This window comes from Microbacterium petrolearium, assembly GCF_054782875.1.
This window is the reverse complement of the sequence record NZ_BAAGRQ010000031.1, coordinates 1-9427: the sequence shown is the minus strand read 5'-3', so window position 1 is coordinate 9427 and position 9427 is coordinate 1. Positions and strand designations below refer to the sequence as shown.

5 protein-coding genes are annotated in these 9427 nt (G+C 67.6%); all 5 read left to right on the top strand.

Annotation, left to right across the window (positions count from 1 at the left end):
- The first annotated feature begins 121 nt into the window (after positions 1-121).
- On the top strand, positions 122-1129 hold the full coding sequence (locus ACYVJ0_RS13230) for a hypothetical protein (protein ID WP_460818311.1): 1008 nt from the start codon (positions 122-124) through the stop codon (positions 1127-1129).
- A 181-nt stretch (positions 1130-1310) separates the two neighbouring features.
- Entirely contained in the window at positions 1311-4760 is a 3450-nt protein-coding gene (locus ACYVJ0_RS13225) for a helicase-related protein (protein ID WP_460818309.1), read from the top strand.
- 278 nt (positions 4761-5038) lie between these two features.
- A complete protein-coding gene (locus tag ACYVJ0_RS13220) occupies positions 5039-6661 on the top strand; it encodes a nucleotidyltransferase domain-containing protein (protein ID WP_460818308.1) in 1623 nt (540 codons plus the stop codon).
- Positions 6658-7158 (top strand): hypothetical protein, encoded by a 501-nt coding sequence (locus ACYVJ0_RS13215; RefSeq protein ID WP_460818307.1) that lies wholly within the window; start codon positions 6658-6660, stop codon positions 7156-7158. The genes ACYVJ0_RS13220 and ACYVJ0_RS13215 overlap by 4 nt, the downstream gene beginning before the upstream one ends.
- Before the next feature lie 102 nt (positions 7159-7260).
- Positions 7261-9315, top strand: a complete 2055-nt coding sequence (locus ACYVJ0_RS13210) for a DUF1156 domain-containing protein (protein WP_460818305.1) — start codon at positions 7261-7263, stop codon at positions 9313-9315.
- Positions 9316-9427 lie beyond the last annotated feature (112 nt).

The window sequence follows — 9427 nt, the reverse complement described above, 5'->3', positions numbered from 1 at the left end:
CCGGCTGCACTCCACCCTCGGCTACCGCACCCCCGCCGAGACCCGGGCCGCCTACTACGCCCAGACCGCAACCGCGGCCTGAAATCCACAAAGAGATCGTCTACGAAGCTTGACACAGCCCATGACCCGCGGGCGCGACACGAACAGGCTGCACATCGTCGCCAGCGATCTCGCAGACGCGAAGCAGCAGTTCGTCGATGCGCTCGCCCGAGACCGCGCAGACCGCGGCCTGGAAGACGCCACGGAACGCGCCCGTGAGGCCGTCACCGACCTGATCACGGACGGGCCCACGTCCATAGTGAGCGCGGAGCGCGACCGTATTGTCGAGCGGATCGCGAAGGCGGACGCGGAGCGAGAGCATTGGGTGTCGGCGGCCGCCAGATTGCACGACCAATCCCAGCGACACAAAGCCGAATATGAGCCGCAGCGTGAGCTGGCGGAAGCCGCCGACGCGAAGGCTGCTGCCTTGCTCGCGGATGTTGTGGAATCGCTGACACAGGAGGCAGTCGCGGATGGCGCCACGTTCCTGGCTGCGCAGCAGAACGCCATCGCGGCACGCCGGGCCAAGGAGAGCGCGTCTCGGTTCCGCAAGCGGTCTTCCACCCGCATCGCGAATAACGCAGACGCTCGCAGCGCGGAGACCGAGCAGGCCGTGCGTGACCGGTGGCAGAGCGTCCCCCGCAGCGAGAGCAATCTGCCCGCGTGGTCCGAGTCAGTCGCCCAGCACGAAGCCAGCCACGTGCCCGCGGTCCTCGAAGCACGCGCGGAAGCCACGCAGGCGCGCCAGATCGTCAGCAAGATCGTCGCGAGGCAGTCACGGGAGCACAGCGCGCTGTACGAGCGCGTTCTCGGGAACCGGCATCCGAGCGCGGTTGCCGCGCGAGTGAAGGTCCTGCGCGAGCAGGCGGCGCAGGACCGCCGCTACCTCGCCCAGCTCGATGCGCTTCCACCAGATGAGGCGGTCAAGCTCGTCCACGAGCGTGCTGCTCAAGACGAGGCTCAGCGCCTCGCAGCTGAGGACTCTCGCAGAGCGGCGGAAGCGCCGGCCGCAGAGCTCCGTCAGCGCCTTCCGCGATGGGAACCCGGACGGAAGGCCGGGCGACGTACGAGCCCTGGGCCTGCGATGTAGTCCCGGCCACAGCTCACGAGCTTGTAAACAATGTCTTCATCAGCCGTGAAGTCCCACGTCTCCTGCTGTTTCCGATGGCGGGGAAGAGAGCATCGATCCGTTGCACGCGGCGTCGACATATCTGGGAACGTCGGCGCTCGTCGGTAGTCTCAAAGTAGAGTTTCGAGTCGGAAGGGTCGCCGTGCGGCTAGAGGACATCGCCGCGACTGCGCGGCTGGCAGGCATCGTGCCGGGGCGCGCCGTGACGGTGCTGGCGGCGCAGATGCACGGCGCGAACGCGGTCGAGGTCACCTATCAGGACGACAACGGGGCGCTCGGGCAGGTGGTGCTCTTCCGCGCCGACGAGGAGAAGGTCGCGCCGCACCTGGAGTCCGGCCGTCCGTTCGATGCCGATCCGCGCAACTTCCGGCTGGCTGCCGAGGCGCAGCGCATCATGCTCGCGGGGCTGCACGACCCGATGCTCGCGGTGGCGACGAGCGACGTGCAGCCGCTGCCGCATCAGATCCGCGCGGTCTATGGCGAGCTGCTCCCGCGCACGCCGCTCCGGTTCCTGCTGGCCGACGACCCCGGCGCGGGCAAGACGATCATGGCCGGCCTCTACATCAAGGAGCTGATCCTCCGGGACGACGTGCGCACCTGTCTTGTGGTCGCCCCTGGCGGGCTTGTGGAGCAGTGGCAGGACGAGCTGGCGCTGAAGTTCGGGCTGGAGTTCGAGATTCTCGCGCCCGGCGCGGAGGACACCGCGCCGGGCAAGAGCGTGTTCGAGCAGAAGCGGCTGCTCATCGCGCGAATGGATCAGCTCGCCCGCAACGAGGTGCTGCTGGAACAGATCGAGCAGGCCGAGTTCGACCTCGTGGTCGTGGACGAGGCGCACCGGATGAGCGCGTCCTGGTTCAGCGGCGAGCTGAAGGCGTCCAAGCGATTCCAGCTCGGCGAGCTGCTGGGCGAGCGCGCCCGCCACTTCCTGCTGATGACGGCGACCCCGCACAACGGCAAGGAAGAAGACTTCCAGACCTTCCTCTCGCTGCTGGACCGTGACCGGTTCGCCGGCCCGGGCGATCGGCACGCGCAGACGGGCACGGCCGATGGGCTGATGCGGCGCATGGTGAAGGAGAAGCTCGTCACCTTCGAGGGGCGTCCGCTATTCCCGGAGCGGATCGCCGAGACCGCCTCCTACCGGCTGTCCCCGGATGAGCAGTTCCTCTACGAGGAGGTCACCGAGTACGTACGCAACGGGATGAACCTCGCCGACCGGCTGGAGGGTAAGCGGAAGAATACGGTCGGCTTCGCGCTCACAGTTCTTCAGCGTCGTCTCGCGTCGAGCCCGGAGGCGATCTTCCAGTCGCTTCGCCGCCGCACCGACCGGCTGGAGCGCACCCGTGCCGACGTGCTCGACGGCATCCTCGACGCCCCGCCCCGCGATGCCCCCGCCTCGCTGCTCGGTGACGATCCTGACAGCGGCTACTACGACACGGATGAGCTGGATGCCGCCGAGCTGGAGGAAGCCGAAGAGGAACTCGTCGACGCGGCGACCGCCGCCCGCACTGCAGCCGAGTTGGAGACCGAGATCGCTGACCTGCGGCGGCTCACCGAGCATGCCCGCAGGCTGCTGGACTCGCAGCAGGACGTGAAGTGGCGCGAGCTGCGTGGCGTGATCGAGAGCCAGGTGCTCACGACGCCGGACGGCAAGCCGCGCAAGCTGATCGTATTCACCGAGCATCGTGACACCCTGAACTACCTGGAGCGGCGCATCACCCAGCTCCTGGGCAGGCGCGAGGCCGTGGTCTCGATCCACGGTGGAGTTCCGCGCTACGAGCGTCGCCGCATCACGGCCGAGTTCACCTCGAACCCCGAGGTGCAGATCCTCATCGCCACCGACGCTGCGGGGGAGGGATTGAACCTCCAGGCTGCGCACCTGATGGTCAACTACGACCTGCCGTGGAATCCGAACCGCATCGAGCAGCGGTTTGGCCGCATTCACCGCATCGGCCAGACCGAGGTGTGCCGCCTGTGGAACCTCGTCGCCGAGGACACCCGCGAGGGCGAGGTGTTCATCCGCCTGCTCGACAAGATCGAGGAGCAGCGAGCCGCCTACGACGGCGAAATCTTCAACGTGCTCGGCACCTCCCTCGGCGACCTGTCGCTGACGCGCGTGCTGCGCGACGCGATCCGCTACGGCGAGCAGCCCGACGTGAAGGCGAAGATGTGGGAGGTCATCGACGAGTGCGTCTCCGCCGGGCTCCAGGAACTGCTCGACGACGATGCCCTCGCCAGCGAAGCCCTCGCACCCACCGACTTGGAGGCGCTGCGCCGTCAGATGGAGGACGCGAAGGCCAAGCGCCTCCAGCCCCACTTCATCCGCGACGCCTTCCTGGAAGCCTTCGACCGTGCGGGCGGACGCATCGAGCGGCGCGAGAAGGGCCGCTACGAGATCACGCACGTCCCCGCGAGCATCCGCGAGCGTGCCGGGCGCGCACCCGTCGCCCGTCGCTACGAGCGCATCACCTTCGACGCCGCCACCATCGACGTGCAGGGCACGCCCCGCGCCGAACTGCTCGCCCCTGGCCATCCTCTTCATGACGCCGCGCTCCAGCTCGTCATCGACCAGTACGGCCCGGTGCTTGACCGCGGCACGGTGCTCACCTCCGACGCGGTGACCGAGCCGACGCTGCTCGTGGGCGTGCTCAACGAGGTCCGCGACTCCACCGGGCAGACCGTCAGCAAGCGGTTCGGCTACTCGGTCGTCGGCGCCGACGGGATCGTGCGCGAGGCCGGCCCCGCGCCGTACCTCGATTACGCGCCCGCCGACGAGCCGCAGCGCGCGGCGGGCACGAGCCTGCCGTGGCTCACGCAGCGCGAGAAGGATGCCGTCTCCTGGGTGATCGCCGAGCAGCTCCCGGTGTTCGCAGTCGACGTGGCGACTCGCCGCACGCAGGAGTATGAACGCGTCCGCGAGCGCGTCGCGACCCGCCTGACCCGCGAGGTCAACCGCCTCTACACCGAGGCGCTGAAGACCGACGCGGATGCGGCTGCGGGCAAGAAGGTCCGTTACTCCGCCGAGACGCTGCGCCGCCGCGCCGAGGAACTGGAGCAGCGCCGCGAGTCCCGCCTCGCGCTCATCGACCGCCAGCTCGCCATGTCGCCCGTGACCCCGCGCATCACCGCCATCGCCCTCGTCATGCCCGCAGCCCCCGACCCCGGCGCATCCGGCGACGTGGCTGTCAGTGCTCTCGCGCGCGCTGAGGTCGAGCGCCGCGGCGTCGACGCCGTGCTCGCCGCCGAGCGCGCGCTCGACCGCACGCCCGAGGAGCAGGCGCACAACAACCCCGGCTTCGACGTGCTCTCTCGCCCCGCGGAGGGCGCGGGCATCCGCATCGAGGTCAAGGCCCGCATCGAGGGCTCGGACACCTTCACGATCACCCGCACCGAGGTGCTCACCGCGCTCAACGCCGCACCCGACCACCGACTCGCCCTCGTCCGAGTCAGCGCGAGCGGGCCGCAGCACGACGAGGTTCGCTACATCGGCAACGCCTTCGAGGGCGTCGAACCCGCCTGGCTCACCGACTTCGATGTCGTCTCGCAGAACCTCTCCTGGAACGACTGGTGGGCACGCGGCACCACGCCGTTCTGAGGCCGAGAGCCCGCACGCTTCGATCCGAGGCGAAGATTCTTTCGAATGCCCGCGTGTCGCACGCCCCGGTGTCGTAGGCCAGCCATACGTTGATCTACTACCCAAACGCCGCCGGGTGCAACCGGCGGCGTTCTCAGGCCTCGTGGAAGAGGGCGGAACCTGGAAAGTTCACCCGACTCTAGCGACACAAGCGGCAAGGTGCCCAAACGGACACGCCGAATGTCGAGCAGCGAGGCCCCCTGACCGTCGGACCCGAATCCGGCAGAAAGGAGCCGACGATGACGCTCTTGGACATCCCGACCCGCACCAGCACCGTGGAGCACGCGCTCAACGAAGCGCGCTCGCGCATCCAGGTCACCCCCGAGGAACTCGCCGAGGCACGGCAACGGCGCGACGCACTCGCCGCAGCGCTCAAGCGCGAGTTCGGCGGGCGCACCTACGTCAACGGCAGCATCGCCCACGGCGACGCGCTCAACCCTCTCACCGATGTCGACCTCGGCATCGTGATCCCCGACCCCGATGGTCTGTACGGGCCGGGCCTGCGCGGCCCCGGCGCACTCCAGGAGCGCGCGGCCGACGCGATCCGACGCGAGCTGAAGGATGAGTACCCGAAGCTGCGTGTGGAGCACCTCAACCGCCGCCGCTCGATCCTGGTGCGGTTCGGCGACCCGGTGACCCCCGGCCAGGCCGACTTCACCGCCGATGTCATCACCGCGATCGACAACCGCACGGGAGCCGGGCTCTACATCCCGAACTACCGCACCTGGGACCGCAGCCACCCCGAGCGCCACACCGAGATGGTGAAGAAGGCGAACGCCATCAGCCGCTCGACGTTCGCGCGCGGCACCCGGCTCATGAAGCACTGGAACCGCAAGCACGACCGGCCGATCTGCTCCTGGAACATCAAGGCCCTCGCGCTCGGCTGCATCACCGGGCCGGTGACGATGACGGACTACATCAGTACCTGGCTGAACCACGCCATCGAGCAGCTCAGCATCGGCGAGACCCCCGATCCCGCTGGCGTCGCCGGGCCGATCAAGATCAACGAGAAGTTCGTTCACCCGACTCCAGGTCGTCGCCGCGTTCCGGCAGGCGAAGGCCGACTTCGACCTTGCACTCCAGTACGAGCGAGAGGGCTACCCGATCCTCGCGCTCAACCAGCTCGCGATCTTCTTCGGCGACGAGACCGTGATGCCCAAGCCCGATCAGGACGAAGTGAAGCGCGTCTCACGCGAACGCTGGCGCGAGAAGAACCCGTCGCTCCTGCCCTCGCCCGCCGACACCGCGTCCACGTCGGCCTATGGGGATCGCCTCCCCGTGCGCTCGTGGGCGTGCTGATGCCCGACCCGGCGTGGTACGGCGCGGACGCCGCCTGGTTCGTCCCGTTCGAGCGCGACGCCTTCCGCCTGTTTGGTCGCCGTCTCCGAGTCGAGTACGCCTGGGAAGTGCTGCGGCACGCGAACCCGTGCGCTGTCGCGCTGAGCTGTGGGAGCTGGATCGGTGTCGGCTTCGGGTCACCGCGAGTCGAGGCTGTACCAAGACGGCGCTACCACCTGGATGGTGTCGATGTCGTGGGACGGGTGGAGCGCGTCCCGGTCATTATCGAGTTCCGACCGCAGCGGTACTTCCCCGGCGGCGGGGTTCGTGACGGCCGCGACTTCCCCGTCGTGTACGCCGGAGAGATGCAGGACTCTCCGCATCGCTACGAGGACGGCGCGTTGTGCCTCTACTACCCGGACGACCCCGCCGAGCAGCGATGGACAGCTGACAAGAACCTCGCCGAACTGATCGTCCTCGTGCAGGATCACCTGTTCTTGGAAGACACCTACGCCGAGACCGGCGAGTGGCTCGCACCCCAGGCGGAGCACGGCTTCACCGAGGAAGCGAAGCGTGCCGCATGAGCTGGCTCCTCTCGCTCTTTCCGCCCGCGCCGATCACCTGGGACGGGATCGCCACCGTCGCAGCGGCGATCCTCGCAGCAGCCATCGTCGCGCTCGGCTTCCTCCACGAGCGCCGCCAGCACGCGCGCTCGCGCCGCGCAGAGGCATACGCGGGCGCGCTCCAGGCCGTCAGCGATTACCTCGAAGCGCCATATCGTGTCCGCCGACGGTCGGGAGCCGCCGCAGATCGCTTCGCGCTCACGACGCACGTCAGCGAAATCCAGTCGCGTCTCGACTTCTACACCTCGCACCTCGCGCTCATCGCTCCCGAGGTGCTTGACGCCTACGTCGAGCTGGTGGCCGCAGCGAAGGCGGAGGCAGGTCCGCAGATGAGCGCGGCATGGAGGGCGCGCCCCGCTCGGCGGGACCGTGACGTACCGCTCGTCGTGGCGTACTCGCATCCCCGTGCCGACGCCGCGCGCGCGGTGGTACTCGCCGCGATGAAGTCTCACCCGTGAGCACACGCCACACACCGGGGCCGCCCGGCATCGTCTGAGCCCGCCGGTAGGCTCGAAAGTCGCAGTAATACCAAGCGCGAGAGCGCATCCGAGAGGAATCCAATGGCAGTCAAGCGCAAGCTGATCGAGGTCTCGATCCCGCTCGACGAAATCAACAAGCAGTCGGCGCGCGAGAAGTCGATCCGGCACGGGCACCCGAGCACGCTGCACCTGTGGTGGGCTCGGCGACCGTTGGCGACGGCACGAGCGGTGCTGTTCGCGCAGCTCGTGGACGACCCCTCGGTGCGAGAAGACGAGTTCATCGCCGAGGCCCGCGAGAAGGGATACGAGGACCCCGAAGGCTGGGCCGGCCACCGCATCAAGCAGGAGCGCGAGCGCCTGTTCGACCTCATCACACGCATGGTCGATTGGGACAACCTGGGCGACGAAGCCCTGTTCGACGCCGTGCGCGCCGAGATCATGAAGTCCACGAACGGCAACCCGCCCGCGATCCTCGACCCCTTCGCAGGAGGCGGCACGATCCCGCTGGAGGCGCAACGCCTCGGACTGGAAGCCCACGCGAGCGACCTCAACCCCGTCGCGGTGCTCATCAACAAGGCGCTCATTGAGATCCCGCCGAAGTTCGCCGGACGAGAGCCGGTGTTCCCCGGCGCGGCAGGCACTCGCACCGACTGGCCGAAGGCAACGGGACTTGCGGAAGATGTTCGTCGGTACGGCGAGTGGATGCGCGACGAGGCGCAGAAGCGCATCGGCCATCTCTACCCGAAGGCGAAGCTGCCCGGTGGCGGGGAAGCGACCGTCATCGCCTGGATATGGGCGCGCACCGTCACCTGCCCGAACCCTGCCTGCGGCATCGAGATGCCGCTCGTGCGCTCGTGGTGGCTCGGGAAGAAGAAGGGCAAGGAAGCCTACGTCGTGCCCACCGTCGTCGGAGGGAAGGTCGAGTACGGGATCGGGCATGACCTGGGGCAGGGGCCGTCCAAGGATGTCGATGGCACCGTGTCGGGGCGCAAGGGTGCCGTGTGCATCGGGTGCGGAACAGCGGTCTCCACCGACTACATCAAGGAGGAGGGGCTTGCGGGACGGCTTGGGGCGTCGCTCATCGCAACGGTTGCTGAGGGGAATCGTCAGCGCATTTACCTCGCTCCAACGTCGGAGCACGCTGAGGCCGCGGAGGTGAAGCGGCCGGACGATGTGCCGGATCAGCCGCTTGGGTACGACCCGCGCAACTTGTGGACCCCAGCGTATGGTCTTGGCACCTTCGCATCGTTGTTCACGAACCGCCAGTTGACGGCGCTGACGACGTTCAGTGACCTGGTCGTGGAGGCGCGTGAGCGCGTACTCGCCGACGCGCAAGCAGCCGGTGTCCCCGATGGTCTCCGGCTCGAAGCTGGCGGTATTGGAGCGGCAGCATACGCGGACGCGGTTGCTACCTATCTCGGCTTGGCTGCGGATCGCATTGGTGACCGCAACTCCGCCGTGACGACTTGGGATTCCAGCCCCTCTAAGGAGCAGGTGCGTGGCATCTTTGCTCGACAGGCGATCGCTATGGCCTGGGACTTCGCGGAGGCGAACTTCTTCGCAAAGTCGAGTGGGACTCTTGCCGAGAGCATGATTCAAGTGGCGAACGCCGTCGAGCGCCTACCAACAGGGCAAGCGGGCGAAGCTCGGCAGGCGGATGCAGCATCCCGAGTTCTGGACTCACTTGTGGTTTCGACCGATCCGCCCTACTACGACAACATCAGCTACTCGGAGCTGTCTGACTTCTTTTACGTATGGCTCCGACGAGCCCTACGTTCGATCCACCCCGAGATTCTGGGGACAGTTCTCGTCCCGAAAGCGGAAGAGCTGGTTGCCAACCCTTATCGTCATGGCGGTGCCGACGGTGCCAAAGCCTTCTTTGAGACCGGTTTCGAGAGCGTGTTCGCTCACGCTCGCCAGTCCGCTTCCGACGACTACCCGATCACCGTGTATTACGCATTCAAGCAATCGGAAACGGAAGAGGGCGGCCAGGCATCGACGGGGTGGGAAACAATCCTCGGGTCAATGGTTCGTGCCGGATGGGTGGTCACAGCGACCTGGCCGGTTCGGACAGAACTCGCCAACAGGATGATCGGGTCCGGCACGAACGCACTTGCGTCTTCGGTGGGGCCTTGACCCCGGATCGTGGACACGGTGTCATTTCGGTTATGCCGCTTCCGTGAGGATAGCGAAGGTGGCGGTCTCGTAGGCGTTCGGGGTGATGTTGCCGATCGCGGAGTGGCGCCTG

Bases quoted from the DNA above. Each gene is read 5' to 3' on its own strand.
- ACYVJ0_RS13230 (WP_460818311.1), top strand. From the start codon at position 122: ATGACCCGCGGGCGCGACACGAACAGGCTGCACATCGTCGCCAGCGAT.
- ACYVJ0_RS13220 (WP_460818308.1), top strand. From the start codon at position 5,039: ATGACGCTCTTGGACATCCCGACCCGCACCAGCACCGTGGAGCACGCG.
- ACYVJ0_RS13215 (WP_460818307.1), top strand. From the start codon at position 6,658: ATGAGCTGGCTCCTCTCGCTCTTTCCGCCCGCGCCGATCACCTGGGAC.
- ACYVJ0_RS13210 (WP_460818305.1), top strand. From the start codon at position 7,261: ATGGCAGTCAAGCGCAAGCTGATCGAGGTCTCGATCCCGCTCGACGAA.